The sequence below is a fragment of the Promicromonospora citrea genome, from assembly GCF_013004695.1.
In the GTDB taxonomy this organism is placed as follows: Bacteria; Actinomycetota; Actinomycetes; order Actinomycetales; family Cellulomonadaceae; genus Promicromonospora; species Promicromonospora citrea.
In genome coordinates this window covers 1-25,608 of the sequence record NZ_JABEMG010000019.1, presented here as the reverse complement: position 1 = coordinate 25,608, position 25,608 = coordinate 1, and the positions used below count along the sequence as shown (strand labels likewise).

General features: G+C 69.9%; 34 protein-coding genes. 23 read left to right on the top strand and 11 right to left on the bottom strand.

The window, feature by feature from the left end; genetic code table 11:
• The first annotated feature begins 394 nt into the window (after positions 1-394).
• The 5 genes from HLB15_RS06030 to HLB15_RS06010 are packed head-to-tail and all read left to right on the top strand — an operon-like array spanning position 395 to position 4,057.
• Positions 395-1,483, top strand: coding sequence for a tetratricopeptide repeat protein (locus tag HLB15_RS06030; RefSeq protein ID WP_171104404.1), 1,089 nt, complete (start codon positions 395-397; stop codon positions 1,481-1,483).
• On the top strand, positions 1,480-2,145 hold the full coding sequence (locus HLB15_RS06025; protein ID WP_171104403.1) for a hypothetical protein: 666 nt from the start codon (positions 1,480-1,482) through the stop codon (positions 2,143-2,145). Before HLB15_RS06030 ends, HLB15_RS06025 begins: the two co-directional genes overlap by 4 nt.
• Entirely contained in the window at positions 2,142-2,621 is a 480-nt protein-coding gene (locus HLB15_RS06020; RefSeq protein ID WP_171104402.1) for an adenylyltransferase/cytidyltransferase family protein, read from the top strand. The genes HLB15_RS06025 and HLB15_RS06020 overlap by 4 nt, the downstream gene beginning before the upstream one ends.
• Entirely contained in the window at positions 2,618-3,175 is a 558-nt protein-coding gene (locus tag HLB15_RS06015) for a 2'-5' RNA ligase family protein (RefSeq protein ID WP_171104401.1), read from the top strand. The genes HLB15_RS06020 and HLB15_RS06015 overlap by 4 nt, the downstream gene beginning before the upstream one ends.
• Before the next feature lie 36 nt (positions 3,176-3,211).
• Positions 3,212-4,057, top strand: a complete 846-nt coding sequence (locus HLB15_RS06010) for a class I SAM-dependent methyltransferase (RefSeq protein WP_171104400.1) — start codon at positions 3,212-3,214, stop codon at positions 4,055-4,057.
• A gap of 5 nt (positions 4,058-4,062) precedes the next feature.
• Here HLB15_RS06010 and HLB15_RS06005 read toward each other — a convergent pair whose 3' ends face one another.
• Positions 4,063-5,064 (bottom strand): class I SAM-dependent methyltransferase, encoded by a 1,002-nt coding sequence (locus tag HLB15_RS06005; RefSeq protein WP_171104399.1) that lies wholly within the window; start codon positions 5,062-5,064, stop codon positions 4,063-4,065.
• Positions 5,065-5,118: 54 nt separating this feature from the next.
• Here HLB15_RS06005 and HLB15_RS06000 point away from each other — a divergent pair, with 54 nt between their 5' ends.
• From HLB15_RS06000 to HLB15_RS05985, 4 genes are all read left to right on the top strand, one after another.
• A complete protein-coding gene (locus tag HLB15_RS06000) occupies positions 5,119-6,387 on the top strand; it encodes a tyrosine-type recombinase/integrase (protein WP_171104398.1) in 1,269 nt (422 codons plus the stop codon).
• 29 nt (positions 6,388-6,416) lie between these two features.
• On the top strand, positions 6,417-7,025 hold the full coding sequence (locus tag HLB15_RS05995) for a hypothetical protein (protein WP_171104397.1): 609 nt from the start codon (positions 6,417-6,419) through the stop codon (positions 7,023-7,025).
• 481 nt (positions 7,026-7,506) lie between these two features.
• On the top strand, positions 7,507-8,397 hold the full coding sequence (locus HLB15_RS05990) for a hypothetical protein (RefSeq protein ID WP_171104396.1): 891 nt from the start codon (positions 7,507-7,509) through the stop codon (positions 8,395-8,397).
• 170 nt (positions 8,398-8,567) lie between these two features.
• Complete coding sequence (locus tag HLB15_RS05985) at positions 8,568-8,774, top strand: hypothetical protein (protein WP_171104395.1); 207 nt, start codon at positions 8,568-8,570, stop codon at positions 8,772-8,774.
• A 17-nt stretch (positions 8,775-8,791) separates the two neighbouring features.
• On the opposite strand, the gene HLB15_RS05980 is transcribed toward HLB15_RS05985, so the two are convergent.
• Positions 8,792-9,145, bottom strand: a complete 354-nt coding sequence (locus HLB15_RS05980) for a class I SAM-dependent methyltransferase (RefSeq protein ID WP_171104394.1) — start codon at positions 9,143-9,145, stop codon at positions 8,792-8,794.
• On the opposite strand from HLB15_RS05980, the gene HLB15_RS05975 reads away from it, so the two are divergent.
• Positions 9,139-9,543 carry a hypothetical protein gene (locus HLB15_RS05975; RefSeq protein ID WP_171104393.1) on the top strand — a complete coding sequence of 135 codons (405 nt, stop codon included), beginning with the start codon at positions 9,139-9,141 and terminating at the stop codon, positions 9,541-9,543. The two genes, HLB15_RS05980 and HLB15_RS05975, sit on opposite strands and share 7 nt — an antisense overlap.
• Here HLB15_RS05975 and HLB15_RS05970 read toward each other — a convergent pair.
• The 5 genes from HLB15_RS05970 to HLB15_RS05950 form a co-directional block, all read right to left on the bottom strand.
• On the bottom strand, positions 9,540-10,781 hold the full coding sequence (locus HLB15_RS05970; protein ID WP_229785624.1) for an MFS transporter: 1,242 nt from the start codon (positions 10,779-10,781) through the stop codon (positions 9,540-9,542). The genes HLB15_RS05975 and HLB15_RS05970 overlap by 4 nt on opposite strands.
• Before the next feature lie 118 nt (positions 10,782-10,899).
• On the bottom strand, positions 10,900-11,277 hold the full coding sequence (locus HLB15_RS05965) for a hypothetical protein (protein WP_171104392.1): 378 nt from the start codon (positions 11,275-11,277) through the stop codon (positions 10,900-10,902).
• Between the two features lie 10 nt (positions 11,278-11,287).
• Positions 11,288-11,449 (bottom strand): hypothetical protein, encoded by a 162-nt coding sequence (locus HLB15_RS05960; RefSeq protein WP_171104391.1) that lies wholly within the window; start codon positions 11,447-11,449, stop codon positions 11,288-11,290.
• 204 nt (positions 11,450-11,653) lie between these two features.
• Complete coding sequence (locus HLB15_RS05955; RefSeq protein WP_171104390.1) at positions 11,654-12,367, bottom strand: hypothetical protein; 714 nt, start codon at positions 12,365-12,367, stop codon at positions 11,654-11,656.
• Positions 12,364-13,104, bottom strand: coding sequence for an ATP-binding cassette domain-containing protein (locus tag HLB15_RS05950; RefSeq protein WP_171104389.1), 741 nt, complete (start codon positions 13,102-13,104; stop codon positions 12,364-12,366). The genes HLB15_RS05955 and HLB15_RS05950 overlap by 4 nt, the downstream gene beginning before the upstream one ends.
• 129 nt (positions 13,105-13,233) lie before the next feature.
• Between HLB15_RS05950 and HLB15_RS24720 the strand changes: the two genes are divergently transcribed.
• Complete coding sequence (locus HLB15_RS24720) at positions 13,234-14,412, top strand: sensor histidine kinase (protein WP_171104388.1); 1,179 nt, start codon at positions 13,234-13,236, stop codon at positions 14,410-14,412.
• Positions 14,409-15,095 carry a response regulator gene (locus tag HLB15_RS05940; RefSeq protein WP_229785623.1) on the top strand — a complete coding sequence of 229 codons (687 nt, stop codon included), beginning with the start codon at positions 14,409-14,411 and terminating at the stop codon, positions 15,093-15,095. Before HLB15_RS24720 ends, HLB15_RS05940 begins: the two co-directional genes overlap by 4 nt.
• 6 nt (positions 15,096-15,101) lie before the next feature.
• Here HLB15_RS05940 and HLB15_RS05935 read toward each other — a convergent pair whose 3' ends face one another.
• On the bottom strand, positions 15,102-15,638 hold the full coding sequence (locus tag HLB15_RS05935; protein WP_171104387.1) for an SMI1/KNR4 family protein: 537 nt from the start codon (positions 15,636-15,638) through the stop codon (positions 15,102-15,104).
• An 18-nt stretch (positions 15,639-15,656) separates the two neighbouring features.
• On the bottom strand, positions 15,657-16,211 hold the full coding sequence (locus HLB15_RS05930; protein ID WP_171104386.1) for a YbhB/YbcL family Raf kinase inhibitor-like protein: 555 nt from the start codon (positions 16,209-16,211) through the stop codon (positions 15,657-15,659).
• Here HLB15_RS05930 and HLB15_RS05925 point away from each other — a divergent pair.
• The 7 genes from HLB15_RS05925 (at position 16,210) to HLB15_RS05895 (ending at position 21,285) form a co-directional block, all read left to right on the top strand.
• Entirely contained in the window at positions 16,210-16,656 is a 447-nt protein-coding gene (locus HLB15_RS05925; protein ID WP_171104385.1) for a MarR family winged helix-turn-helix transcriptional regulator, read from the top strand. The two genes, HLB15_RS05930 and HLB15_RS05925, sit on opposite strands and share 2 nt — an antisense overlap.
• Positions 16,653-18,041 carry an MFS transporter gene (locus tag HLB15_RS05920; RefSeq protein ID WP_171104384.1) on the top strand — a complete coding sequence of 463 codons (1,389 nt, stop codon included), beginning with the start codon at positions 16,653-16,655 and terminating at the stop codon, positions 18,039-18,041. Before HLB15_RS05925 ends, HLB15_RS05920 begins: the two co-directional genes overlap by 4 nt.
• Positions 18,042-18,299: 258 nt before the next feature.
• Positions 18,300-18,515, top strand: coding sequence for a hypervirulence associated TUDOR domain-containing protein (locus HLB15_RS05915; RefSeq protein ID WP_171104383.1), 216 nt, complete (start codon positions 18,300-18,302; stop codon positions 18,513-18,515).
• Positions 18,512-18,832, top strand: coding sequence for a DUF3140 domain-containing protein (locus tag HLB15_RS05910; RefSeq protein WP_171104382.1), 321 nt, complete (start codon positions 18,512-18,514; stop codon positions 18,830-18,832). The genes HLB15_RS05915 and HLB15_RS05910 overlap by 4 nt, the downstream gene beginning before the upstream one ends.
• 506 nt (positions 18,833-19,338) lie before the next feature.
• Positions 19,339-19,830: a GNAT family N-acetyltransferase gene (locus tag HLB15_RS05905; RefSeq protein ID WP_171104381.1), complete on the top strand. Its 492-nt coding sequence runs from the start codon at positions 19,339-19,341 to the stop codon at positions 19,828-19,830.
• A gap of 218 nt (positions 19,831-20,048) precedes the next feature.
• Positions 20,049-20,621 (top strand): hypothetical protein, encoded by a 573-nt coding sequence (locus HLB15_RS05900; protein ID WP_171104380.1) that lies wholly within the window; start codon positions 20,049-20,051, stop codon positions 20,619-20,621.
• A 121-nt stretch (positions 20,622-20,742) separates the two neighbouring features.
• The gene (locus tag HLB15_RS05895; RefSeq protein WP_171104379.1) at positions 20,743-21,285 is read left to right on the top strand and encodes a histidine phosphatase family protein; all 543 of its coding nucleotides are present in this window, start codon (positions 20,743-20,745) and stop codon (positions 21,283-21,285) included.
• Positions 21,286-21,328: 43 nt separating this feature from the next.
• Here HLB15_RS05895 and HLB15_RS05890 read toward each other — a convergent pair whose 3' ends face one another.
• On the bottom strand, positions 21,329-22,312 hold the full coding sequence (locus HLB15_RS05890; RefSeq protein ID WP_171104378.1) for an HNH endonuclease: 984 nt from the start codon (positions 22,310-22,312) through the stop codon (positions 21,329-21,331).
• Between the two features lie 104 nt (positions 22,313-22,416).
• Here HLB15_RS05890 and HLB15_RS05885 point away from each other — a divergent pair, with 104 nt between their 5' ends.
• From HLB15_RS05885 to HLB15_RS05875, 3 genes are all read left to right on the top strand, one after another.
• Positions 22,417-22,956 carry a hypothetical protein gene (locus HLB15_RS05885; RefSeq protein WP_171104377.1) on the top strand — a complete coding sequence of 180 codons (540 nt, stop codon included), beginning with the start codon at positions 22,417-22,419 and terminating at the stop codon, positions 22,954-22,956.
• The gene (locus HLB15_RS05880; RefSeq protein ID WP_171104376.1) at positions 22,956-23,591 is read left to right on the top strand and encodes an ankyrin repeat domain-containing protein; all 636 of its coding nucleotides are present in this window, start codon (positions 22,956-22,958) and stop codon (positions 23,589-23,591) included. The genes HLB15_RS05885 and HLB15_RS05880 overlap by 1 nt, the downstream gene beginning before the upstream one ends.
• A gap of 106 nt (positions 23,592-23,697) precedes the next feature.
• On the top strand, positions 23,698-24,252 hold the full coding sequence (locus HLB15_RS05875) for a GNAT family N-acetyltransferase (RefSeq protein ID WP_171104375.1): 555 nt from the start codon (positions 23,698-23,700) through the stop codon (positions 24,250-24,252).
• Between the two features lie 44 nt (positions 24,253-24,296).
• Here HLB15_RS05875 and HLB15_RS05870 read toward each other — a convergent pair whose 3' ends face one another.
• Positions 24,297-24,503: a tautomerase family protein gene (locus HLB15_RS05870; protein ID WP_171104374.1), complete on the bottom strand. Its 207-nt coding sequence runs from the start codon at positions 24,501-24,503 to the stop codon at positions 24,297-24,299.
• 114 nt (positions 24,504-24,617) lie between these two features.
• Here HLB15_RS05870 and HLB15_RS05865 point away from each other — a divergent pair, with 114 nt between their 5' ends.
• Positions 24,618-25,478 (top strand): helix-turn-helix transcriptional regulator, encoded by an 861-nt coding sequence (locus HLB15_RS05865; protein WP_171104373.1) that lies wholly within the window; start codon positions 24,618-24,620, stop codon positions 25,476-25,478.
• Positions 25,479-25,608 lie beyond the last annotated feature (130 nt).

The following is a 25,608-nucleotide window of genomic DNA, read 5'->3' as shown; positions in this document are numbered from 1 at the left end:
GGAGACAGAGTAGACGCGGCCACTGACAGTGGTATTGCGCGCGCAGATGGACCTGCGTGCAGGTCATCCACGGTCGCCAAGGAAACTGCCGGGGCCGAGACTCGTGCGGACCGCAAGCCAGGATTCTGGGGTCGCCGATGAATCCCGTTTCGATGATCTCGTTGGCGCAGTTGGCACCTCGAGCGGAGTGCCGATGGCCACCACGAAGTTCGCAACGTGGTAGGGGCGGGACGTACCTCTCTGGTGGCATCGCCGCCCAACTCACAGGGCCGCCAGCGGCCGACCTGGCCGACCAGACGGTGGCGACGTGGAGTCCATCGCAACATCATTGCGACTCGTGCGGGGCCGTCACCAGCCCAGGAGGGCATAGACGTGTTGACCGCCGACGTCGGCGGTGTCGTCCGAGCGACGAGTACCGGCGCGGCCGCGCGTAAAGCAGATCCCTGGAGTTGTCGACGCTACGCCGGGCGCCTCGGAGCCGGGCTTTGATCCATCGGGATACATCGACTTCGCGAACCTGACGATCGCCGTCGCCCTCGCGGCCATCACCGTGATCACGTTCGTCCTGGCGGTCGGGGCGGTGGTTGGGCTACGGACGCTCAATGAGGCGCGGCGCGACCGTGATGCCCTGCGGGCCGAGCTCGTGGAGGCGGCTCGGAGACGGTGGGAGCTGGATGATCGGTTGCGCGCGTTCGAGCAGGAGTCGGAGCGGATCGTCCTGGCGGCCCACCTCTACAACGAGGGGCAGTCGGCGTACATCGAGGCGGACTACGACCGGGCTGTCACCTACTACCAGCAGGCTCTGGAGATCCAGCCAGGCAACGGGCGGATCAGGGTGCGGCTGGCTCGCTCCTACATCAACAAGGGGTTGAACAGGCTCGCCGAGGCGATCCTCGAGGCAGCGGATCCGGTTGACGCCGACTCGGCCGGCACGTGGCGTGCGCTCGCGACGGCCTACCGATACGAGGCGCCGGATCGCGCGATGGACCACATCAAGAAGGCGATCCGTGCGGACGAGTCGTCGTACGAAAGCTGGGACTACCTCGGTTTGCTGCTGCGTGACCAGGGCAGGTGGGACGAGTCGCTCCAAGCGCACCGGACGGCGATGTCGCTGGCGCCGATGGAGCCGACATCGTTGTTCTTCGCCGCGCTGATGGCGCTGAGGGTGGGTGAGACCGCGGAGTCGAAGACGCTGCTCGTGGAGGCCGTGAAGTGCGTCCAGCTCAAGCGTCGGACCGGGCAGATGAAGAGGGCATGGGCCGACGTCATCGAGTGGGCTCACGAGTACTCGCGGGGCACGGTGTCATCACGGGCGAAGGCGCTGCGGATCGCCAAACAGATGCCACAGTACAGCGAGGCGCGGAATCGACAGGCCGTGCTCGGCCACATGGAGTTCTACCTGGTCGCGGGCGGGGAGAACCCGTCTGAGGACCTCTGCCTGCGAGCGTTCCGCCCGCCTGATCCGGAGGAGAGTCCTGCGTGAGCGTGTTGCCCCGCGATGTCGTGATCGAGTTCGCAGGCATGCCCAAGAGCGGCAAGACGACGGTGCTGGACGTGGTGTCGCACCGGATCCGGCGTGCGGGCTGGGCGGTGGGTGACTTCCATGGCGGCGGACGCTATGCGCCGATCGACAAGAACGACCTGGCGAGCCTCAATCTGTATCTGGCCGGCAGCGCGTTGCAGTACCTCGCCGCCGTCGGTGCCGACGAGCGGCCGCCGCGCTTCCATCTCCTGGACCGTGGCCTGAACGACCGGATCATCTTCTCCCGCGCGCTCAACGCCCTCGGCCTCGTCACCGATTCCCACCTTGCGGCTGTCGAGGCCATCGCGAGTGAGCCGGGCGTGCGGAGTCGCGTCCATGCGTGCTTCGTCTTCGTCACGACACCGGAGATAAGCCTGCAACGCGAGGCGGCCAACCGACTCACCACTGCGGAGGGTCGCATCATGAACACCACCAAGCTGGAGGCGCTCCGCGACGCCGCTCGAACGTTCGTGAAGGAGCCGACAACAGACGGCCTGCTGATCATCGAGCTCGACACGGCGCTCCTGGACGGGCGGGTCCAGGACACGGCCCGGTCCGTGTTGGCCACGATCGCGAGCCTGTTGGCTCCCGAGGTCGCCTCCACCCTGGAGGCCGCAGAATGAGGACGAAGCTGGCTCCTGCATCCCTGTTCGGTGACGAGGACTTCCGCAAGACGCTCGGCACAGTCGCCCTGACCAAAGGTGTCTACGACCTGACGCACGCCCGCCACGTCCGCTCCCTGCAAGCCGCACGCAGTCTTGGCGACAGCCTTGTGGTCGGCCTCGCCACGGACGAGTCGGTGCGGCAAGCGAAAGGTGCTGGCCGTCCGGTGCTGTCCTTCGAGGAGCGCGTGGAGATCCTCAGTGCCTTCGCGTGCGTGGACTACGTCGTTGCCTACGACGTCGGAGCCGTGGCCGAGGCGGTCCATGCCGTGCGGCCGAGCTACCTCTGCGCGAGCCGCTTCACCTTCCTCAGTGCTGCGGAGCGCGCCGACCTCGAGTCACTGGGGACGGAGCTGTGCACCGTGGAACGACCACCTGTCCGTTCGACGTCGGACCTCATCGCCTCGATCCTCGATCACGGGAAGGCCCGATCGTGACTGAACCGCTGAAGATCGGCGTGAGCTTCGCCGTCGAGGGACCAGCTGCCGATGACTGCGCCCTCATCAACGCCACGATCGATCAACGGCATGGGTCGCTCGTGCGTTACGGCGAGACGGGTAACAGCCGGCCCCACGTCACCATCGCGCTCGGGACCATCGACATCGGCGACCTCGACGCGGTCATCGCGATCCTTGCCGAGGCTGTGCCGCGCCTCAAGCCGTTCGTCCTGCGGTTCGGCGCACCTGTGCGCGAGACGGTCACGGGCCAGTACGTACTTGCCGACGTGAGCGCGCCCGTGGCCGTGCTGTCCTGGCGTGCCAGTGTGAGCGCGGCGATCGTCACGCTCATGAGCAGCCTCAGCCGGACCACCGGAGAACCGCATCTCACCCTGGCCGTCGTCGAGGACCATTTCGACGACGTCGACCGGCTTCTGGCTCGGTCCACCGCCAGAGTCCGGGACTGCGCCGTCCGATCCATCGACGTCGCGCATGCCGGGGCGAAGGGCATCAAGGGTGATCTCATCCAGCGGTTCAGGCTCAATGACGCCTGACCTCCTGTCGGCCAAGGGCGAGATGGTTCCTGGGCCGTGGGCGACACCATGAGATTCATCGCGCACGGCTCGCTGCTTCTTCTGGACGGCGATATGCTCGGGCCCCGAGCCATTGAGCACGGCGGACGGACCTTGTACCGGTTCATGGACTATCTCTATGTGCCCGTTCCTCCGGCCGATATGGATCCGCACCTCGTGCAGGAAGTGTGCGAGCTCCGGCTCAGCGAACGGGCACGTGTACTGGACCGCCGCATCCACGCCAGAGTCCAGGCAGCGATGATCAAGGTCGTCCGTGAATGCGGTCTGGCCCCGGGGAATGTCCTGGACTTTGGCACCGGCACTGGTGAGTCTGCCGAGACACTGCGGACCGAACTCACACCGCGCGTCGCCGGATGTGACATGAGCTGGGCGTCGCTGGCCGCGGCGCGCCCCCGGAACGCCGTCACGGTCGCGCCGCATGGCCCGCTGCCGTTTGCCTCCGGCACGTTCGACCTCGTGCACGCGCTGTTCGTCATGCACTTCAAGATTCCTGCCCCGATGCTCACCGAACTGCACCGCTGCACCGCATCGGGCGGAGGGCACCTTGTCGCCAACTGCTACGGCGACAGCATCGAGCCGTACCGCGAGCGGATGCGCGCAGCGAACTGGGGACTTGCCATGTCCGTACCGGTAACGGGGGTCGCGGGGCACGTGATCGACCTGTGGGAACGGGTTCGCCGTGTCGAACGGCCGCACTGTCGGGTCGATCAGATCGCTGGCACGAAGTCGGCTGGGGATGGCGGCTCCCGCATGGACGTCGAAAGGGCCGTGCCGAACTGCGACGCGAAACCTGTCACGGAGTCAGAAGGGCGGAGTCGCATCGATTGCTCCACTCCAGAGTGACCACATCAGCCGATTCCCGTCCCGAGCCACCCGATGGTGAGCGTGCCGTGCGGTCGTGGCAGAACCGCAACGGACGGTGGGACGTCGCCGGGATCGGTGCCGGTGGGCCACCATTGGAAGAGCGGTTCGGCGCCACGGTGGCGGGCTCCATAGTGGGCGATCGTATCCGCGAGCCGCTTGGTGAGGCGGGTTGCGTCGGGTCCCTTACCGATCGCGCCGACCTCGACTGTGCTCTCTGAGGCCGGACGACGGTGCAGGGCTGCGAACGAAGTCCCGTCGACCAGGGCCGGGTAGAACGACATGTCCGAGCCGCGGTCGGCCGGCTCCTCGGCCTCCATCGCGCATGCGCCCGGTTGGATGAGGAGGTAGGTGAGCAGGTCGAGCCAGATGGTGCGGTTCTTGTAGATCACGCCGGACCACGCGTCGATCGGGTCGGTCGCCAGTACGTCGTCCGACACCCCAAAGCGCTCGGGGACCTCACTGCCGGGAAACTTGAACGCGACCGGCTTGCCTGACGGGCCTGTCAGCAGGGCAGAGGCCGGGTTGAACAACCCCGAGCCCTGCAGCGGCACGAACCCGCCCGGCACGGTCGACTCCGTGACGAGCCGTCCATCCTTCTTGCGGAAGCCGATGATGCGCCGGAGCCCTGGGGCGATCTGGAGGGGGACGACCAGGATTCCGTCGGGTGCGAGCTGTTCGACCCACGTCTCGGGCAGAGACCAGGGGGAGACGGTGACCATGATCCGGTCGAACACACCGCGGCCGAGCGGTTCGGACGCGTCGGCGGTGACAACTTCGACACTTTTGGTGAGGCCGAGCAGTTCGAGTCCGGTGCGTGTGCGGGTAGCGACTCCCTTGTCGATGTCGACGCTCACCACTGTTCCTGTAGGTCCGACGAGGTGAGCGAGCATCGCCGCGTTCGGGCCTCCGGACCCGATCTCCAGCACACGCTGGCCTTCCTGGATCCGGGCCTGGTGCAGGTTCCCCGCGTGTCTTGTTGACCGCACTACTGGCGTGTCGTCCCCTCGGTGTGCGATGTCGGCCCTGACGCTGATGCCCTCTTGATCGATCGTGAGGGGGCGGCATCGATGATGCAGAGTGACGTCGATGGTGAGGGTGGCGGCCGTTCGGTCGCAGAACTCGTAGTGGTGCGCAGCGGCGCGGTCCGGTCGACGGGCGCGGCGGATCTGCCATGGGTCGTGATCGACGGTGCGGGCGTAGCGATCGAGCCGGTCAGTGAGTTCTTGCGCGAGCTTCTGGCGTGCGGGAACGGGGCATCTTCGTGTCGTTCGTACGGCTACGACCTGCTGCGCTGGTTCCGGTTCCTGGCCGCGGTCGAGGTGCCCTGGGACCGTGCGCAACGCGACGAAGTGCGCGACTTCGTGCTGTGGCTGCGCACGAGTGACAACCCCGCCCGAGTGCGAACCCGGCCGGATGCGCCTTCGCCGGGGTCGATCAACGCCAGGACCGGGAAGCCGTCGCTGTCGGCTGGGTACGCGCCGGCGACGATCAATCATGCACTGTCGGTGGTCGCGGCGTTCTACGCCTTCCACGTCCGGACCGGCAAGGGGCCGATCGTCTCGCCCGTTCCGCCGCAGTCTCGTCGCGGCGGGCGAGTCCACGCCCATCACAACCCGACGGAACCGTTCAGGCTGCACAAGCGGGGCAGCTACCGTCAGAAGCAGCCTGACCTGCCGCCTCGCGCGGTGCCCGACGACGTCCTGGACGACACGTTCTCCCGGCTGGAGTGCAACAGGGACCGGGCCATGTTCAGCATGTTTCTGTCCTCTGGTGCCCGGGCCTCGGAACTGCTGGGCATGAGTGTCGGGGATGCGTGCCCAGGCGAGGGGCGCATCTACGTGGCGACCAAGGGACTGGGCGGGATGAAGCAGGCCTGCCCGGCGGCGCCGGAGGCCTTCACGTGGCTTGCTCTCTACCTCGGCGAGCTCGCAGGTGAGGGGCACCGGCCCGAACCGGACGAGCCGTTGTGGTGGACCCGGCGCAATCCGTTGCGGCCGCTGACCTACACCGCTGTGCGCGCGGTGCTGCGACGCATCAACGACTCGATCGGCGCCAACATCACGCTGCACGACCTGCGGCATACCTTGGGGCTCCGGCTGATCGCCGACCCGCAGGTCACTCTCGTCGATGTCCAGCAGGTCTTGCGGCACCGGCAGGTCACCACGACGGGCCGCTACCTGCGGCCTCGCGTGGATGAGGTGATCGCCAGGGTTCATGAGCACTACCCCCGCCCGCGGCCCAGGCCGCGTCCGCTGGCGGGCTGGACGTATGACGAGCAGGACCTGTCCGACGTGTTCGGGGTGGACTGATGGTCGGCCGACACGGGCAGACGACTCGCGTGACGCGGGTCAGCCGCCGCGAGCCCGCCGTTCTCACCGCGCCCGCCGGTCCCGCCTACGTTCCCGCGGTGCCCGGCCGAGAGCATGAGACGCGGCGGGCGCTTGCCGAGGCCATGGTCACCCTGCTGGACGAGCAGCCGACCCACGCTGAGCGGCATTTGCACGAGCTGGCGCTCACGCGCGTGTTGGACTGGCTGGAGACCTTCGCCGGCGAGGACTGGCAGGACCGGTGGCTGCACAGCGCTTCCGACCAGCGTGGTCATGGTTGGTTGCCGGACGTTCCCACCGCGCATCGCTACTCGCTGACCCGAGGTATCAGGATCCTGATCGTCCTGCGCGTGATCCGTCCCAGCTACGCATGGTTCTCCGCCAGCCGTCTGCTCGGGGTCTACTCCCAGTTCCGCCGGCACAACCACGCCGCCGCCTTCGTTGCCATCGAGGCGCGCACGGCTCGCGCGGACGCTGCCACCTACGGCACCTACGCATTGAACCTGCTGACGCACATCGCGATCGCCACCGGGAAGTCGCCCCGAGACTTCGACATGGTCGACTTCAACACCTACCGGGCTGCAACCTCGACAGATGCCCGATTAAGGCACCTTGTCTAGTGCGGAGAAGCTGCGCAAGGCGGCCGAGCGAGCCGATCTGCGCGACGTCGACGGAACACCGCTGCGGTTCACCCCGCACGACTTCCGCCGCGTGTTCGCCACCGAGGCCGTCAACGGGGGACCTGATTTTGGCTCATGCGTTCCCCACACGTCGCCACAACGGCGCCTGCGTCGGAAAGTCGGTGCAGCGAACACAACTATGTGAGCCGCCCTCGCAGCGGCGGACGCGGTCGCCGACAACCGGATCGCCGCATCGAGTCGCTGCCGACTCCCTGCCGACCACAGGCATACCACGGCTTGGGAAAAATTCACCCGCAGAAACCCCCACAGATGTCACACAACACTCATACGGGCGAATACGGTTGCCTCGGGCACCCCCAACCAGGGTGCCATTGGATCAAATAGAGGAGAACCTTTGAACTCCCCCGATCGCAATCCTAGGAGCCGCGCCGTAGTGGCGCTCCTCGCGACGTCCGTGGCCATGAGCGCAGCGTCCTTCCTGCCGGTGGGCGAGAGCGTGGTCGTCGCCCTACGCCTGGGCGGTTTCGCCCTGCTGCTCGTCAGCTTCGTGTTCGCGCTCCTGAACCTGCGCCTCGCTCAGAACTCACCCCAACGGCGGCTTGCCGTCGGGGCAGGTGTGACGGCCGTGGCCGTGATCTTTGCCCTGGTCGCCTACGTCGCTGTCCGCCCGGCGCACGAGGGGGCGCCGGTTCCCACCGCGTTCGCGCTCAACCTGTCCGAGAGTGGCGTCAGCCAGGTCTCGGAGCGAACGGTGACGCCTGACAGCGTGGATCAAGAACACGCGATGGACGTGGCAGTCCAGCTTGACGAGCAGGGTGATGAAGTCGCCGGTGGTGCCGGCGACGCGCTGGTCACAGCCGCTCAGGACGCGGGGTACGAGCCGCGCAGCGGGCTCAGCCCCGACTGGGATGCTGCGTTGGTCACCGAGACGGCTGGCATCTACTTTGTCACGGTGCCATTGCTCGGTACCGATATTCCCGAACTGACGAAGGTTGTCTTCTCCCACGACAACGGCACAACCACCGTGGTTGAGATGTCAGCAAGCTTCTCCGATGTGGCGCACGCTCAACTCGACGTCTGGCAGAACGGCGCCCACACCGACGCCATCACGGCAGAGAACCCGGAGTTGATGGAGGCTGACGGGAGTGTTGCTCAGGTCGGCTGGTGGGACAGGTTGAACAGCTGCCTGTCGAGTGCGGGCATCAACTGGGCCGTGATCACGCTGGTCTCAGCTGCGTGCGCCGCTGCATGCGTCGTGACAGCAGGCACCGCATGCCTCCTCTGCATCTCCGCGGTGATTGGTGGCTCGACCGGAACCATCGCTGGATGCATTCAGCAGGCAAGCAGCTGACCCTCTGAGCCAGTCAATGGAGTACGTTTGGGCGGGTGTGTCAGGCGCCTCGTCGGCGCCTGCGCGCCCGCCCTTCATGACGCGACACGGCGGTTGCTGACGTGGCGAAACCACCCGTGCGGATGGCTGGCGAGAGCCTGCCCACAGAGTTGACGAAGCGAGGATCTGCGGTGACTGACCGGAAAAATGCTGCGCCCACCCGGAAGCGACGCGGCAGGCCCGTGGTGGCGCTCATGTTCCTCGCAGTTGCGCTGATCGCAGCCTCGCAGATCGACGCCTTCGCCCAGTTCGCGCTCGTGCTCTGGCTTGCGGCGTTCGCGGCTGTACTTGTTGCCCTGCTCCTTGCCGTGCGCGAATGGCGAGCAACTCGGAGGTAGACCTGCCTGGGGCCAGGTCATGGAGCCTGGGGAAGGCGGAGGCGCGACTGCAACATCTTGGCCGATCGACCGGCAGGCTCCGGAGCTGCGGCGTTAGTGCAGAGAAGCATCACCGGTGCGGACAGCGAAGACAGGATCCTGCCGTCCTCACTGAACCTCGTCTCGACGACGTCGTTGATCGCGTACGGCAGCTCGGCCGGAGTGCCGGCTGGTGCGAACACCTCGCGCGGCACGGCACGGAACGCGGCCTCGATCGCGGGGTCCGTGAGCACGCCCGACCCGATGAGCTCAGCGATCATCCGCTCGCGCAAGGCTTCGAAACTCAACGTCCGGTCAGCCTCGATGCCGGTCTGCGCATCGGCCTGTGTCATGCGTTCCCCCTGTCAGTCGCCTGTTTCGCCTGATCAGTCCCGAACAGTTGGCGGACCGACGAAACTCCCTCGAGCGCGATCTCTGGACGCAATTCCTCCGAGCGGGTGGCCCATTGTTTCCCGACCTGGACCTGAACGACCCGACGTGGGGCAACCTCGAAGACCCGGACTGGTCGATAGAGTTCAACATCGGCCGTGAGGACCCGGTGGAGTCGATCATGCTGCACGTGCGGGGCGGTGGGGACGTCGTCGAGGTGATCCAACGGGCCGCACGGGCCCTCGGGTGTCGTGCGCTCGATGGCTCGTCCGGTGAGTTCATCGAAGACGGCGGCGCGGACGGCTGGGCTGACTTCCAGGCGTACCGGGACAGCGTGCTCGGCCAGGGCGGCGTCAGCTAGCGACCGAGCTCGTCCTCGACGAAGGCGGGCCGCGCCAGCGTGATCGCCGGGATGGTCGCCACGAGGGCGACAGCGGTCAGGAACAGCAGCGGCACGGTCCACCCGCCGCTGGCCTCGTGCAGCAGCCCGACGAGCAGCGGCCCGAGCGCGCCGAGCGCGTACGCGACGCCCTGAGCGAAGCCGCTCAGCGCGACGGTGCCTGCGGGGGTGCGGGTACGGACGTTGATGAGCACGAGGCTGACCGGGAACAGGATCGACCCCGAGCCGATGAGCAGCACCCAGACCAGCGTGAGCGTCGCGGGCGCGAGCAGGAGGCCGGCGTAGCCGAGCACGAAGCTCGCGATTCCGACGGCGAGCAGCCACCCGACGTTGCGGACCCGCGCGACGAGCAGGGGCGCGACGAGCGCGATGGGCACGCTGATCAGGCCCGTGACGGCGAGCAGCGCCCCGGCCTCGGTCGGCGTCGAGCCGGCGACGTCGCCGAGGATCTCGGGCAGCCACGCGAAGGCCGCGTAGGTGCAGATCGTGCTGGTCGAGAAGGCGACGGTGATCGACACCGCCACGCGTGACCGCCACAACCGTGTGACGGGGGCGGCAGGTGCGGGAGGCGGGGACTCGGCGGCGGGGACTCGGCGGCGGCAGCCGCGAACCGCTGGTGGCGTTCGCGCGCGATCACGACGAGCCACGGGCCGAGCGCGACGGCCGAGGTGGCCGCCCAGATGCCGAGCGAGAACCGCCAGCCGACCTGCTCGGCGATCGGCGCGGCGAGGGCGGCGGGCACGGCGGTGCTCACGCCGACGATGCAGCCGTACACCGCGGTCAGCAGGGCGACCCGGTCGGGGAAGTAGCGCCGGACGACAGACGGCAGCAGCACGTTTGCCGATGCCCGTGCCGGCGAACGCGACGATGCTGCCGACGAGCAGCACCGCGAAGGCCGGGGCGAACGCGCGCACGAGGTGGCCCGCGGTCATGAGCAGCAGCGCCAGCACGATGCCGCTGTCGAGACCGATGCCGCGGGCGACGCGCGGCGCGATGAACCCGGAGACCGCGAACAGGATCGGCGGCAGCGTGCCGAGCAGCCCGACGCCGATGGTTGAGATCGGGACATCCACCCGGATGTCGGCGAGGATCGGCGAGATCCCCGCGACCGCCTGGCGCAGGGTGAGGGCGACGAGAACGATGCCCAGCAGCGCGGCGGTACGTCCCGCCCACAGCGGGAGGGGGCGGCCCTCGGGCATCCTGCGAGTCTAGGTGCACCCCGTGAGGTGTTGGGCGAGCGGGCAGCCTGAATCAGTAAGGGACTCGCGATCTGGAGGGCCGACGGTTCGTCCAGCGACTCCCGGCGAGCTCCGACTGCTAACCGTGTAGTGCCTGGACTTCAGCCGGAGCCATGTTCGGCCGAAGGGCAACGATGTCGTCGGCCCAGTGCACGACGACGATCCCGTCGTCCGGGAATGTTGTGTGCTGGGCCAGGAGGGCGATGAACTCGGCTTCGAGCTCGTCGTCGCCCTCGACTCCGATGGCCTGGTTGTCCGCGTGGAAGTTCGCCACCACGACGTGCCGACCATCTCCGATCGTGAGCTGCTTGGACAGCAGGCGGGCCAGGTCAGCGAGTTCAGGACCTGTGATGTCGACGTCCTCGGCGGACGGCCATCGCCGCACAGCGGCAGCGGCGATCCGATCGGAATCAAACCTGTGTTCACCCGGGGTAACTGCCACCAGAAGGTCTGTCATGGATCTCCAATCACTCCGGGACGATCCGAACATATCCTCGGATGCCGAGTTGCTTCATCCGGGCCTCGATGAACTCGGCGGCCTTCGTGCTGTTCGTCGTCAGTTCGACCACGCCGTCACCGCCCATCACCTCGTCACCGGCCTTCTGCAACCTGAGCAGCGTCTCGTCCATCTCGTTGATCGCAGCCTCTCGAAGAAGTCGCTGCCACCACTCGCGGGCTACGGGACGGGAGCTCGCGACCGGTGGGGGTGCCGGCGCATGCCCGAGCGGCATCGTGGGCATCCTCACCCCCGGTAATTTGGGCAAACCGTACGGCGGCGGTGGTCGTTGGGGGCAAGAACCCACGGCGCCCCCGTCCTCAGAGAAGCACCCGCCTCACCGCACCTCCCCCCGCGTGACCCGAACCAGCCCGACGACGGCAGGAACGACCACCCAGGCCGCCAGCCCGCTGAGGAACCGCCCCAGGTCGCCCGGGTCCACCCCGTCCGCGAACCCGGCGACCGCCGCGCTGTCGAGCCACGGCAGGACGGGGACCAGCGCGGACACGTTGGCCAGCATCCCGGTCATCATCGGCCACACCAGCACCAGGACGATCGCCGCCGGTGCGTTGCCGATCGCCAGGCCGAGCGCCCACCCTGACAGTGCGCCGATCACCGTCCCGGCGGCCCAGCAGGCCAGCGTCGCCGTCTCGACGGACCAGTTCGCAACGTCGCCGGTCACCAGGGCGCCGACCGGCACGATCACCGTCGCGGCCACGACGGCGAACACGACGACCAGCAGCCCGAGCGTCGCCGCCGCGACCGCCTTGGCCGCAGCCACCCGCCGGCGGTGCGGGGTCACGGTGTAGGTGACCAGCGCCGTCCGGTGGCTTCCCTCGGCCGTGACCAGGAGGATCGCCATGACGACGACGAGCGTCCCGCCCGGCACCCCCGCCAGCTGCGCCACCTCGGAGAACGGCGCTCCCGGACGCAGGAGCAGCGCACCGCCGCCGAACACCCCGGCGAGCACCGCGGCGACGCCGATCAGCACGGCGCCCGAGATCGTGTCGACGAGCTTGCGCAGCTCGACCAGGCAGAGCCGGGCGATCATGCCGCGGTCCGTCCGTCGTGGGCGGCAGCCGCGCGGTCCACGCCGTCGGTCAGGGCGAAGTAGTGGTCGGCGATGCTGCCGTGCGCCGCGGCCAGGTCCGCCGTCGTGCCGGAGCTGAGGATCTGCCCGCCACCGATGATGACGAGGTGGTCGGCGAGGTGCTCCACCTCGGCGAGCTGATGGCTCGACAGCAGGACCGTGCGGCCCTGCGCGGCCTGGTCCCGGAGCAGCTCGGCGAGCCAGCGCTGGCCCTGGGGGTCGAGCCCGTTGGCAGGCTCGTCGAGCACGAGGACGTCCGGCTCGCCCAGCAGCGCGTGCGCCAGACCGAGGCGCTGCCGCATCCCGAGCGAGTAGCCCTGCACCCGCCGTCGTCCCTCGCGGCGGCTCAGCCCCACGAGGTCCAGCGCCTCGTCAACCCGGCGTCGCGGCAGCCCGAGCGCGAGACAGGTGAGCGTCAGCGTCTCGCGCCCGGTGCGGCCCGGGTGGACGGCGTTCGCGTCGAGCAGCACGCCGACGGTCGCCGCGGGGCGCTCCAGGAGGCGGTACGGACGACCGCCGATCGTGGCCTGCCCGTGGTCCGCCCGGGCCAGGCCGACGAGGATGCGCAGGGCCGTCGACTTGCCGGCGCCGTTCGGACCGAGGAAACCGGTGACCGCTCCCGCCGGGGCGTGGAGGTCCACCGCGTCGAGCACCACCTGGCCGTGGTACGTCTTGGTGACGCTGTCGAATCTGATCATGGCAGCACTGCACCACCGCCGACCGGCCGACGGCATCGGGCTCCCGGCTGGACGCCGTCGGCCGATGGGCCGGCGAACGCGAGCCGAAGGTCGCTAAGGCGCTCGCACGGCGATTCCTAGACTGACCGGGTGACCTCCCCGCAGCTTTCCGTGCCCGCGAGCCCTTCGGTTCCTGGTGACGCGGCGTCGACGCGCGCCGTCGTCGGCTGGTCGGTGGCGGCAGGGCTGTGGCTCTACTACCTGACGCCGGTCCTGGCTCGTCTCCCGGAGGTCCCCTGGCCGTTGGTGGCGCTCGTCGCGGGGAGCGGGACCGTCGGCGTGCTCGCCGTGCTGCTCCACCGCCGGCACCCGCTCGCCGCGGTGGTCGTCGCCGGGGTGACGCTGGTGGTCTCCCCGGCGGCCCTCGGCGCCGTCCTCTACTGCCAGGCGTCGCTCGCGCGACGCGGCTCCCGGCAGGTCGCGATCGCCGCGGGGGCGGGCGTTGTGGCGCTGAAGCTGGTCGGGCTGCTCATGCTGGCGGCCGACGAGCCGTGGAGCTCTGCTTCGACCTTCGAGCTCACGCTGACGGTCGCGGGCACGGCTCTGGCGACGCTGACCGGCTGGCTGGTCACGAGCCGGACGGCCGAGACGCGGCAGCAGTCGGCGGCCGCCCTCGCGCGGCGCGAGGCCGACGAGGCGCGGCTCGAGCAGGCACGCATGGCCGAACGGGAGCGCATCGCGCGCGAGATGCACGACGTCCTGGCCCACCGGCTGTCGCTCGTCGCGCTCAACGCGGGTGTCCTGGCCTACCGCACGGACCTCGACTCCGGCACGGCCCGGGACACGGCCGCGCAGATCCAGTCCGACGCGCGCCAGTCGCTGGCCGACCTCCGCACGGTGCTCGGCACCCTGCGCCGGAAGCCCGATGCCGAGCCCGAGGCGCCGCAGCCCACCCTGCTGGAGCTGCCCGTCCTCGTCGCGGAGGCGGAGGAGTCGGGCCAGTCGATCGACCACCGGATCACCGGTGCGGGGACCGTGCCCGAGTACGTGAGCCGCCAGGCGTACCGGATCGTGCAGGAGGCGCTGACGAACGCGCGCAAGCACGCACCCGGCGAGCCCGTCACTGTGCGGGTCACGCACACCGGCCACGAGGTGCGGATCCGGGTCAGCAACCCCGTCCCCGCGACCGGCGTCCCTGGTGGGCAGCCGGGGTACGGGCTGGTCGGCGTGGCCGAGCGGACCGCGGCCGTCGCGGGGACGGCCCGGCACGAGATCGTCGACGGCGATTTCGTCCTGGACGCCGTCCTGCCCACCGGGGAGGTGCGGTGAACGCGGACGAGGTGCCCGGGCAGGTCTCGATCCTCCTGGTCGACGACGACCCGATGGTGCGCAGGGGCCTGCGTCTCGTCCTCGGCGGTGACCCCGGCCTGGTGGTCATCGGTGAGGCAGCGGACGGCGCCGAGGGACTGGCGCAGATCGAGCGTCTGCAGCCGGACGTCGTGCTGCTCGACATCAGGATGCCGGTGCTTGACGGCCTCGCCGTGCTCCGCCGCCTGCGGAGCCGCACGACGCCGGGCCCACGCGTCGTAGTGCTCACGACCTACCACACCGGCGACGACGTCCTCACGGCCCTGGCCGACGGCGCGGCGGGGTTCCTGCTCAAGGATGCCGAACCGCCCGAGATGATCGCGGCCGTCAAGGCGGTGCACCGGGGCGACCCGGTGCTGTCTCCCGCGATCACGACGACGGTCATCGCCGCGGCCGCCCGCCGCCCCCGGACCGACCCGGATGCCGCGCGAGCTGCCGCCGAGCTCACCGGGCGTGAGCGTGAGGCCGCCGTGCTGATGGCCCGCGGGCTGTCGAACGCCGAGATCGGGAACCGCATGCACCTCAGCGTCGCGACCGTGAAAGCCAACCTCACCCGGGTGTTCGGCAAGCTCCGCGTCGACAACCGGGTGTCGGCGGCGATGGTGGTGCGGGACGCGGGCCTGCTGGACGAGACGGGGCGCTGACGCGCTCTACCGCCCGGCGTCGTACGGCCGGAAGACCTGGTCCGTGTCCATGAAGGAGGTCGGGATCAGCTCGCCGCCGACCGTCCCCCGCAGCACCCCGAGCAGGAGCTCCGTGGCGGACACGTCGAACCTCTCCCACCGCGCGCCGTCGCCGTCCTCCACGTAGATCGGGTACGGGCCGGACGAGTCCCCGGCGTCGATGCGCCAGAAGAGCGTCGCCCCGCTGCCGGTGTCCGCCCAGGCGACGAGGTGTGCGTCGTCGGGCAGGTCGGCGGGGCGGTGCTCCGGGTCGAGTGTCCAGAGGAGCAGCAGGTCCTCGAACACGCCGGCGGCCTCGAGGAGGTCGTGTCCCGCGATGCCCGGCGCGTACAGCCGGAGGTCGTCGAACCAGAGACCCGCCCCGCCCGCGTCGACGAGCCGGCGGTAGTCGTCCGGCACGGCCAGGCCGAGGTGCTGCTCGGCGTGCGCCCAGTCCACCGGCCGGGGGAGGGGCGTGAGGCGGGCGGCGTCGGCCAGGCCGTCGAGCAGGCTCGGTGCACTCATGGTCAGATCCTCGCGGACCTACCGCTGGTCCGTCCCGATGATCCGCCCCCGCGCGAGCACCGTCCCGTCTGCCGCCGCGAGCAGTTCCTGCACGCTCGTCACGTGGCCCACCGCCACCGACAGCGCGTAGACGGCGAACCCGTAGTGGTGCACCCCGTGCCCGACGATCGGCCGCGGCCCGTGGTACCCGACCCGCCCGAACGCGCCCGGGACGAACGTCGCGACCGCGCTGTCGGGGGTCAGGGCGTTCTCGGCGAGCGACGTGACGTCCGGCGGCAGTACCGCGATGGTGTGCACCAGCGGCCGCCGCAGCGGCACGTCCGTGTCGTCGATGACGAGCACGACCTGCCGCGTGCCGCCCGGCACGTCGCTCCAGGCCAGCGGTGGGGACTGGTTCGCCCCGGCGCCCTCGCCCCGGTGCGCCTCGGGTGGGATCTGCCCGCCGGGTGCGAACGCCGCGCTCGTGACGGTGAGGGTCTCGGGGCCCTGGAGCGCGGAGGACTCCCAGAGGCTTCGCGCATGCCCCGCGCGGACGCGCCGGAGCGACTTGCCGATGAACGACACTCGGGACATGGACGAGACGACGACGGAAGAGCCCGCACTGCGGCTCGCGCAACGCCTCCGTCTGGCGACCGACCGGCTGCGGCGCGTGGTCCGGCAGCCCGGGCGGCTCGACGGGCTGACGCGCTCCGAGGAGATGGTGCTGAGCAGGCTGTTCCGGCACGGGGAGCTCACGACCGCGGCCCTCGCGCAGCAGGAGGCGCTGCGCCCCCAGACGATGGGCGCCGTGGTTCGCGCCCTCGTGGAGAAGGGGCTGGTCACGAAGGTCCCGGACGAGACGGACCGACGTCGGGAGAACGTGCGGCTGACCGACGACGGCGTGGCCGCGATGGCACAGGTCAACGAGCGCCGCGACCGCGACCTGGCGAGCCTGCTCGAGCGCGAGCTCACGACGGATCAGCGGGCGCAGCTCTCCACCGTGCTGTCGATGCTGGAAGACCTCGGACACCACGCATGAGCGCGCCGTCGGCGGTCGGGTTCGGCGGGCGGTTCGGGGCTCCCGTCCTCATCGGGCCCGCGCTGAACCCGATCAACACGACGATGATCTCGGTCGCCCTGGTGCCGATCGCGAGGGCGACACACACCTCCGCCTCGGTCGTGATCTGGCTGGTCGCCGGCCTGTACATCGTCAGCTCGGTCTTCCAGCCCACGATGGGCAAGCTCGCGGACCTCTTCGGCCCGCGCCGCGTGTACCTCGCCGGCCTGGTTATCGCCGGCGTCGGGGGACTGGTGCCGCTCCTCGCCCCGACCTTCGCCGGAGCCCTCGTCGCGCGCCTGGCGATCGGGATCGGCACCTCGTCCGCCTACCCCGCCGCGATGACGATCATCCGGGATCAGGAGAAGCGGCTCGACCGCAAGGCCCCGCAGGTCCTCCTCTCCGGGCTGTCGATCTCCGGCCTGGTCACCGCCGCCATCGGCCCGGTGCTCGGCGGCCTCCTGCTCCAGCACTTCACCTGGCAGTCGATCTTCCTCGTCAACGTCCCCTTCGCGGCCCTGACCATCGTGCTCACCCTCCTGTGGCTCCCGTCCGACCGCACCCGCTCGGGCGCGCGAGGGACGGTCGGGGTCCGGTCGCTCGACCTCCCCGGCATGCTCCTGTTCGCCGTCGGGATCACCAGCGCCGTGTTCTTCTTCCTGCACCTCGAGACCCGCGCCCTGTGGCTCGTCGCGGTCGCCGTCGTCGCGCTCGTCGGACTCGTGCTGTGGGAGCGCGGGCAGCAGGCGCCGTTCGTCGACGTGCGGATGCTCGCGTCCAACCACGCGCTGACCGCGACCTACGCGCGCCTCTTCCTCGTCTACACCGGCATCTACCTCGTGGTGTACGGGTTCACGCAGTGGGCCCAGGCCGTCGCCGGATACACCAGCGACGCCGCCGGGCTGCTGCAGCTGCCCTCCGCCGTCGGCGCCGCCGTCACCTCGCTCGCCATCGCCCGCACGCCACGGGTGCGCGGCCCCCTCCTCGTGGCGGCCACCGCCTCCGTGGTCGGCGGCGTGTTCCTGCTCTTCCTCGACGTCGGATCGCCCGTCTGGTTCCTGCTCGTCATCATGGGGCTGTTCGGCGTCGCGCAGGGGCTCTCCTCGGTGTCGAACCAGGCGGTCCTGTTCCGCCGCGCGCCGGCCGCGCAGATCGGCTCGGCCTCCGGGCTGTCCCGCACGTCCGTGCAGATCGGCGCCATCGCCGCCTCGAGCATCCTCGGGCCCGTGTTCGGCGACGCGCCGTCCGACCAGGGGATGCACGTCATCGCGATCGTCGTCCTGGCGCTCGCGGCCGGTGCGCTGCTCGTCACGGTCGCCGACCGGTCGCTCCGGCGGAGTGTCAACGAGCCGTCAGCAAGCCTGTGATGCGCAGGGCGCGGGGGCTTACCTAGCATGGAAGCCTGTCCGCACGCGAGGGGGTCGGTGATGGCTGGTCTGTGGGGTCGTCAGTCTCGGGCGAAGAGCTGGAAGCGAGGCTTGTGGGGGAGCACGACGAAGGGCCGCAGCAAGGATCTGACCAAGCGGCTGTGGGGGAGCAGCAGCAAGCGTCGCAAGGGCGGCGGCCTGTGGTGAACAGGCCTCGTTGCTGATGCGAGCCGCGGCGGGCCTGCACACCCTGAGGTCATGAGCGACGACACCTACCGCACGGGCGACGAGGTCACCTGGCGCAGCCACGGGCAGACCGTGCACGGCGAGGTGGTCGAGGAGATCACCGAGGACACGGAGGCCGCGGGGCGGACGGTCCGCGCGTCGGAGGACGACCCGCAGTACCGGGTGCGCAGCGACAAGACCGGCAAGGACGCGGTGCACAGGCCGACGGCGCTGGACGAGGACGCATGAGCGACGAGGCCGACGACGAGTTCGGCGAGGCCGTCAACATGACCGCGGGCGAGCTGGAGACGTGGCTCGACACCGACAAGTCGAAGGCGGTCGGCCAGTCCGACGGCGGCGAATCGGTGGGACACGAGTCCGGACGACGCATCGTGACGCTGCTGCGCACCAAGAAGGCCGACCTGACCGACGACGACCGGGCGCACATGCGCAAGGTCGTCGGGTACGTGCACCGGCACCTGGCGCAGCGGCCGGACGGTGACGTGACGGAGACGCCGTGGCGGTACTCGTTGATGAACTGGGGGCATGACCCGCTGAAGGGGTGAGGCGCTCACGTGCGCTTCGCGCGCTGTCGGCGTCGCGTTCGTGCCTCCACGAGGCGGGCGTAGTTCAGTTGGGTGGCTGGTGACATGGCACCGAAGTCGTGCATCCTCTGGGACTCGGCTCGGCGCTCTGATTCTGCGGTGACCCAGCGCTCGATGACCCTACAGGCGCCTTTGACCATGCCAGCGATCTCTTGGACGCACCGCCCTGCCACTAGAGCGCATGCCGTCAGGAAGACGAGCCTTGCACCGTTGGTGGAGGCGAGTGCTGCGATGAGTAGGTCGGTCACGAGAGAATCGCTCCTTCACAGGTCGTTTTGCCAAAGGAAGGTGCGGTCAGGGCTGATTGGGTGACTGAGAACCTGAATGTTCGACAGATTCCCTTCATGTACAGGGAGGTGTGCGGCACCCTGGTCGAGTGACAGCCCATGAGGGAGCCATCTCCGCTGACGCGACCACTGGAGTGAAATCGCTTCGTCGTGCGGAGGCGACCATGCCATCGTGACCCGATGAGCGAGCCACGCGTCCGCCCCGCCACCCCTGATGACGCCCGCGCGATCGCCGTCGTGCACCACACCGCCTGGGTGGAGACGTACTCCGGCTTGCTGCCGGCTGTGCACTGGGAGACCGACACGGTCGAGCACCGCACGGAGCGATGGCAGGCGCGGCTGATCGAACCGGGGGCGACGCCGCCGTCGGTCGCCGTCGTCGACGGGCGGGTGGTGGGGTTCGGGAAGGCGTCGGCGACGCGTGTCAAGGAAGGCATCCCGCCGGTTCGGTCCGACGAGCTGTGGTCGCTGTACGTGATCGGGGAGTGCCACGGGACCGGGGTCGGTGCGCTGCTCCTCGACGCCGTCCTGCCGCCGACCCGGCCCGCCGAGCTGTGGGTCGCGGAGGGCAATCCGCGGGCGCGGCGGTTCTACGAGAAGCACGGGTTCCGGGTCGAGGGGGCGGAGTTCACCGACGATCTCGGCATCGTCGAGATGCGGATGGTGCGATGAGGCGGGCGTCCGGGCCTCGCGTCGACCCTTACGGGCGCGGGCTTGTTGCTCATCGACCTCGGCTAACGTGCGTTCGTGTCTCGGTATAGGTGGAGCGACGGCGACCATCCACGATCTGTGGTCGGTGCCCGATGAACGACGTCGACCGGCTGCTCGCACAGTGCTCCTGGCTTGCGGAAGACATCTCCGTAGGAGGCCCGCCCGAGCAGCACCGGCCCGTGAAGCTTCCGGGTCTGCCCGCGTTCTCGCGCCTGCTCTCGACGGCGACGACTACGCCGGTGCGCATCGACGGCGTCGGTCACGAGCTGCTCGCCTGGGGGCCGGCAGCCGCGCGCCGAGGGTGGCTCTGCCGGTCCCCCGAGCCCGATGACAACGGCGCCGAGGTGCCGGAGACCCTGCGGTCGGTCTGGACGGCCACAGGAGGGATCGTGGGGCACTTCGGCGAGCCCACGAGTCCCTGGTGGTGGATCAACTGCGATGCCGTCCTGACCCGAGAGGCAGCCGGCAGCGGGGTGGACGGTGTGTTCGCCGCCTACCGATGGATGTGGACCGACGAGGGGCTCGAGGTCCCGGTCAAGTCGGAGGACTTCGTGGTCGTGGCGACCGAGGCGAACGGGAACCTCACGCTCGCGCACCGGCGCACGGGAGAGATCATCTGGTTCGCGCCAGATCATGCCGAGTCCGGCGTCTCCGTACTCCCTGGGTGTCCGGAGTACACGCTGTACACCTTCGACGCCGCACCCGACCTGCCGTCGTGGGTCGAAGCAGGCGCGACCCAGTGGGGGAGTTGAGTCGTTGCCCGGCTGATCGCGGCACCCGGACGGGGCACGGCGCGCAGTGCGCGGCACTCGACGTCGTCCGTGGTGTGCTGGCGTCCTCAGAGAGCGACAGACGGACATCTACGCTGACGTCGTGGTGCTCTACCTGGTCCGGCACGGTCGCCCGATCATCGACCCCTCCGTCCCGTCCTCGGCCTGGGTCCTCGATCCCGACCACGAGCATCTCGTGACGGAGCTGGCCGCACGTGCGCCGTGGTCGGCCGACGCCGTCTGGTTCTCCTCGCCCGAACCCAAGGCCGTGCGGACGGCCCGATTGCTCGCAGGTCGGGACGTCCCGGTGGTGCGGGACCTGAGGGAGCACGAGCGCCAGGCGGCGGGACTGGTGCCGGACTTCGTCCGTGCGATCGCCGAGGCTTTCGCGACCCCGGACGCAGAGGTTCGTCCGGGGTGGGAGCCGACGGCCCGTACGCAGGCGAGGACGGTCGTGGCGGCCGGGCGGATCATCGAAGACCATCCCGGGCGAGACATCGTTCTGGTCGGGCATGGCACGGCGTGGACACTGCTCGCCGCCGCGCTGACCGGGTCCGAGCCGGATCTGGGGAGGTGGCGAGCGCTCTCGATGCCCGACGTGATTACCGTGGACACCACCGAGGGTGGCAACGCCGGGAAGGCGTGATTGCTGAAGGCATGCCGGTCTGGCGGGCGTTTCGGCGGTGGCGTCACACACGGTGGAAGCCGGACGCCTCCCGATGTTCCTGCCAGTGCCGGTCCAGCCATTCGGCCTGTCCCGTGCGCAGCTCGGTCATGAGCTCCCTGTCGTGCAACGCGGCATACTGCGGATACGTCGACAGATCGGGGGCGACGTCGATCCGCAGGCGCGTGGGTTCGACCGAGAGCAGGCCGTCGTCGAAGAGCCGATGAATGTCCCGGCGCAGCATCAGTCCGCCGTACTCGACGTGCTCGCCGAGCTGGGCGTAGCTGTACAGGTGGCCCGCTTCGAGAGCATTCGGTGGAGCGTCGCCGGTGAAAGCACACCGGCTGCCCTGGCTGGCGAGAATGTGTCGGCGGAACTCTCGCTGCCCTCGTCGGACCCGGACGATCGACTGGTTGAAACCGTGGGCGAGCTCGATCTGCGGTTCGGTCGGCAGGCGATAGGACAGGTCCGGAACTCGAGCAGCGATCCGGCCGAGAGCACGCCGGGCGCCCTTGGCTGCGAGCAGGTTCTCGAACGCAGTCCAGTCGAGTTCACGGATAGCGTTGAAGCTGGCGCTCTTGAGGAGGAACGGCCGGATCTCGTCCCGGTTCACGAGGCTGTCGAGTGATGTCCAGCCGGCGTCGTACACGGCCGCGTACCTCGTCACCTCGACGGTCTCGATGACGGGCGTGTCGAACGACTTCCTGCATGTCGGCCTCGAGCACCGGAACTGCGGATTCTTCGTCGAGGGCGGGTTCGGGCGGGTCCGCCCGCACTCCGGGCAGCGATACAGCGTCTTCGTGCCGGCCTCCGACGTGATGTCCTCGATCACGGAGATACCCAAGAGCTGCTCGCCGTCCCACAACGCGATCGGGTCGCCCTGCTTCAGCCGCTTGTAGTTCTGGACATTGCTGTCGTACGGGTACTCGATGCCGAGTCGGTCGTCGTACAACGACCCGCCCTCGGTCGACATCAGCAGCCAACCGCGTCGGTGGTCAGGGGCGTCCATGAGTCTCAGCTTCGCACGGCCCGGGTGGGTCGAGACGGGTCGTGACCCGCTCCGGGGCGGGAATCACCCTCGGGGCTGTCGGTGGTGAACCCCATACTTTGCTCATGCTCCCCACCCCACCCGACATCGACCTCGACTCCCTCTTCCGCGTCCCCACAGGCAAGATGCTCCACGCCCGCGAGTGCCAGCACCTCACCGAGAAGTCGCTCGCGCTCCTGGAACCGGCCACCGAGCTCGACCTCGCCAAGCTCCCCCTCTGCTCGTCCTGCCGCGACGCCCTGAGCACCGGCGGCCGCGCGCACTACACCTCGTTCGACGCCGCCCTCGAGGCCCTCCCGGTGCCGGTCGAGCACCGCCCGCACATGCGCGAGGTCGCCGCGGCGCTCGACACGGCGCAGGTCTGGATCCCGGCGTCCCGCTCGTACATCGCGGTGTCGGCGGGACCCGGCATCGAGGCGTCGGCGTACTTCCACAAGACGTTCGTCGACGTCCACCAGGAGGACGGCGGCTACGTGCGCGAGTGGGTGCCCGGGCACCGCACCACCCGGTCCGCAGGGGAGGCCGCGCCCGCCCAGCTCCCGGCCGTCTGCCCGACCTGCTTCGTCCAGCTCCCGGCGAGCGGCCGCTGCGACGAGTGCGACTGATGGACGCCCGCCACTGGCCCGCCGCCACCGACCGCGACGCCTACGCTGAGCCCTTCCTCGCCCGCGCCGACGCCGTCGCCGACGCCGCCCGCTCCGCGCGCTGGGACGACGTCTTCGCCGCCCTGGACAGCGGGGACGACCCGGACCACCCGAACATCTGGCGCATCGGCGGCGCGTCCGGCTTCACGCCGCTCCACCAGGCCGCCTGGCACGGCGCGCCGGTCGAGGTCGTCCGCGAGCTGCTCCGGCGGGGCGCCTGGCGCACGCTGCGCACCGCCGACGGCCGGACCGCCGCCGACATCGCCCGGGAACGCGGCCACGAGCAGCTCACCGAGGAGGTTCGGCCGGAGCCCGGAGCGCTCCCGTTCGCCGTCCTGGACGGACACCTCCAGGGCCTCGTCGAGGCGCGCGTCCGCCCTGCCCTCACCGTCAGGCTCCGCTACGCGCAGACCGCCGTCGTCCACGAGGTCGGCGCGCTCTCGTACCCCGTGCCCGGGATGTACGGCGGGTTCGCGCTCCGGGCGATCCCGGACGGCGTCGAGGCCGAGAGCTGGATCCGGGTCGTCGGCGGCTCGGGCCAGCGGCACGTCATCACCCGTGAGGGCTGCCGGCTCGTGGAGGAGGGATTCGTCTAGGCCGTCAGCGCGAGGTGCAGGACGCTGATGGAGCTGGTCCACGTACCGCGTCGTGGGGTGCATGCGTCAGATCCGGTAAGCCGCGGCGAGCCGCTCACAGCAGGCGATGACGACATGGCGACACGGAACGGGCCGAAGACCTGACCGCTGCATAGCCTGCCCTGATGATCCCCCACCCACGCCACGCCTCCGGTTCCGTGAGATGACCGCCGACGACCTCGACCACATGGCTGCCCTCCTCGGCGACCCGGAGGTGATGCGCTACTACCCGGCGCCGAAGACCCGGGCTCAGGCCCAGGCCTGGATCGACTGGAGCGTGCGCAGCTACGCGGAGCACGGCTTCGGGCTGTGGATCGTGGAGACGCACGACGGCGACTTCGTCGGGGACTGCGGCCTGACCTGGCAGTCCGTCGGCGGGGAGCGGCACGTCGAGGTCGGCTACCACGTCCGCGCGGGGCTCCAGGGGCGCGGGTACGCGACCGAGGCGGCGACGGCGTGCCGGGACGCCGCCCGCGCGGCGGGGGCAGAGCACCTGATCGCGATCATCCATCCGCGGAACGTGCCCTCGCAGCGGGTCGCCCGGAAGATCGGGCTGCGCCTGGAGCGGTCGGTGCCGCACGACGGCGGTGAGATCCTCGTCTACGGCACCGACCTGACCTGAGCCGGGACCCGCGGCCACCTCCATGTCGCCCGCGCAGGCTCGCCTCAGCTCACGCCCAGCACGTCGCGGTTGAGGATGGTGCCGCCGAGGCTCCACCCGCCGTCGGCCACCTCCTCCAGGATGACCAGCGTCGTGCCGCGGGCGCGCTCGCCGTAGATGGCCACGAAGGCCTCGGTCACGGCGTCCTGGAGCCTCTTCCTCGACTCGGGGGTGAGGGTGTCGGCGGGAACCTTGAGGTTGGCGAAGGGCATGGGAAACGACCTTTCTCGAAAGGGTTGGCCTGCTCACCTTCCGCCCGCCCCCGCGCCCGTACCAGGGGATGCCGTCCCCTGGGTCGCCGGCCACGCCTCGCGCACACTGGTCTCATGAGCACCACGAAGTACGCCGAGCTGGGTGCGTTCCTCCGGTCGCGCCGGGAGCGCATCCGCCCCGAGGACGTCGGCCTCGTCGCCGGCCCGCGCCGCCGCGTGGCGGGGCTCCGCCGCGACGAGGTGGCGCTGCTCGCGGGCGCGTCGGTCGACTACTACAGCGAGCTCGAGCGCGGCGCAGGCTCCCAGCCGTCCGAGCAGATGCTCGCCGCGCTCGCCCGGGCGCTGCGCCTCACCGCCGACGAGCACGACCACCTCTTCCACCTGGCCGGGCGGCCGGTGCCGGTGAGCGGCGGTCCGGCGGCGCACGTGCACCCCGGCATGACGGACCTGCTCACGCGCATGACGTCGACCCCGGCGCAGGTGATCACCGACCTGCACGTCACGCTCGCGCAGAACGCGCTCGCCGTCGCGCTGCTCGGGGACCACTCGCGGTTCCAGGGGCCGGACGCGAGCTTCGTGCGCCGCTGGTTCACCGACCCGCGAGCGCGCGCCCTGTACCCCGAGGAGGAGCACGCGACGCAGTCGCGGGCGTTCGTCGCGGACGTGCGCGCCGCCGTGGCCCGCCGTCCCGCCCGGGACGCCGAGGCGCGGTCGCTCGTCGCCGACCTCCGGGCCCGCTCACCGGAGTTCGCGGAGCTGTGGGAGCAGCACGACGTCGCCGTCCGCCGCGCCGACCGCAAGCGCCTGGTGCACCCCGTGCTCGGGCTGCTCGACGTGAACTGCCTGCACCTGTTCAGCGAGGACGGGCGCCAGCGGCTGCTGTGGTTCACGCCCGCCGTCGGGACGGACACCGCCGACAAGCTCGAGCTGCTCGCGGTGGTGGGCACGCAGGAGCTGGTGGGGGAGAGGGACTAGCCGCAACGCCGTTCGGTTAGTTGTTGGGTGTGGCTGTCAAGGTTGTGTTTGTGCTGGTGGGAGTAGTGAAGCTCCTGGTAGGTGAGGACTTGTCCGCCAAAGACGAGTCGTTCACACACCAGGAGCTTCG

Coding starts and splice junctions, on each gene's coding strand:
- HLB15_RS06020 (WP_171104402.1), top strand. CDS start 2,142: ATGAGGACGAAGCTGGCTCCTGCATCCCTGTTCGGTGACGAGGACTTC.
- HLB15_RS05990 (WP_171104396.1), top strand. CDS start 7,507: ATGAGCGCAGCGTCCTTCCTGCCGGTGGGCGAGAGCGTGGTCGTCGCC.
- HLB15_RS05980 (WP_171104394.1), bottom strand. CDS start 9,145: ATGACACAGGCCGATGCGCAGACCGGCATCGAGGCTGACCGGACGTTG.
- HLB15_RS05970 (WP_229785624.1), bottom strand. CDS start 10,781: ATGCCCGAGGGCCGCCCCCTCCCGCTGTGGGCGGGACGTACCGCCGCG.
- HLB15_RS05965 (WP_171104392.1), bottom strand. CDS start 11,277: ATGACAGACCTTCTGGTGGCAGTTACCCCGGGTGAACACAGGTTTGAT.
- HLB15_RS05960 (WP_171104391.1), bottom strand. CDS start 11,449: ATGGACGAGACGCTGCTCAGGTTGCAGAAGGCCGGTGACGAGGTGATG.
- HLB15_RS05955 (WP_171104390.1), bottom strand. CDS start 12,367: ATGATCGCCCGGCTCTGCCTGGTCGAGCTGCGCAAGCTCGTCGACACG.
- HLB15_RS05950 (WP_171104389.1), bottom strand. CDS start 13,104: ATGATCAGATTCGACAGCGTCACCAAGACGTACCACGGCCAGGTGGTG.
- HLB15_RS05935 (WP_171104387.1), bottom strand. CDS start 15,638: ATGAGTGCACCGAGCCTGCTCGACGGCCTGGCCGACGCCGCCCGCCTC.
- HLB15_RS05925 (WP_171104385.1), top strand. CDS start 16,210: ATGGACGAGACGACGACGGAAGAGCCCGCACTGCGGCTCGCGCAACGC.
- HLB15_RS05930 (WP_171104386.1), bottom strand. CDS start 16,211: ATGTCCCGAGTGTCGTTCATCGGCAAGTCGCTCCGGCGCGTCCGCGCG.
- HLB15_RS05920 (WP_171104384.1), top strand. CDS start 16,653: ATGAGCGCGCCGTCGGCGGTCGGGTTCGGCGGGCGGTTCGGGGCTCCC.
- HLB15_RS05915 (WP_171104383.1), top strand. CDS start 18,300: ATGAGCGACGACACCTACCGCACGGGCGACGAGGTCACCTGGCGCAGC.
- HLB15_RS05910 (WP_171104382.1), top strand. CDS start 18,512: ATGAGCGACGAGGCCGACGACGAGTTCGGCGAGGCCGTCAACATGACC.
- HLB15_RS05905 (WP_171104381.1), top strand. CDS start 19,339: ATGAGCGAGCCACGCGTCCGCCCCGCCACCCCTGATGACGCCCGCGCG.
- HLB15_RS05890 (WP_171104378.1), bottom strand. CDS start 22,312: ATGGACGCCCCTGACCACCGACGCGGTTGGCTGCTGATGTCGACCGAG.
- HLB15_RS05885 (WP_171104377.1), top strand. CDS start 22,417: ATGCTCCCCACCCCACCCGACATCGACCTCGACTCCCTCTTCCGCGTC.
- HLB15_RS05880 (WP_171104376.1), top strand. CDS start 22,956: ATGGACGCCCGCCACTGGCCCGCCGCCACCGACCGCGACGCCTACGCT.
- HLB15_RS05875 (WP_171104375.1), top strand. CDS start 23,698: ATGACGACATGGCGACACGGAACGGGCCGAAGACCTGACCGCTGCATA.
- HLB15_RS05870 (WP_171104374.1), bottom strand. CDS start 24,503: ATGCCCTTCGCCAACCTCAAGGTTCCCGCCGACACCCTCACCCCCGAG.
- HLB15_RS05865 (WP_171104373.1), top strand. CDS start 24,618: ATGAGCACCACGAAGTACGCCGAGCTGGGTGCGTTCCTCCGGTCGCGC.